General features: G+C 56.1%; 1 pseudogene. It reads right to left on the bottom strand.

Annotated features, from left to right (window positions below):
- Window positions 1-212: pseudogene (locus A3722_RS24405) on the bottom strand (TniQ family protein); the annotation flags it as partial.

The raw sequence follows: 212 nt of genomic DNA, 5'->3' as shown, positions 1-212 counted from the left end.
CGATGCACCATGGGTCTGTGACAGCAGCTTGGGCGTCGTATAGCCTTCTTCGAAGGCGACGGCGTCTTCGGCGGTGAAGTAGGCCTGATCTACCTTAGTGATCGGGTTCTTGACGATCGTTATCTGAACATGCCCCTCGTCGATCATGCGTTTGAGGATCGAGAGCTGCCCGATGCCAACGGCCTTCGCGAAGTTTTCGATGCTCTGTGCGT

Source organism: Sulfitobacter sp. HI0027, assembly GCF_001634775.1.
GTDB lineage: Bacteria > Pseudomonadota > Alphaproteobacteria > Rhodobacterales > Rhodobacteraceae > Sulfitobacter.
Note: the sequence above shows the minus strand (reverse complement) of the source record. Positions and strands in the feature narration are given on the sequence as shown.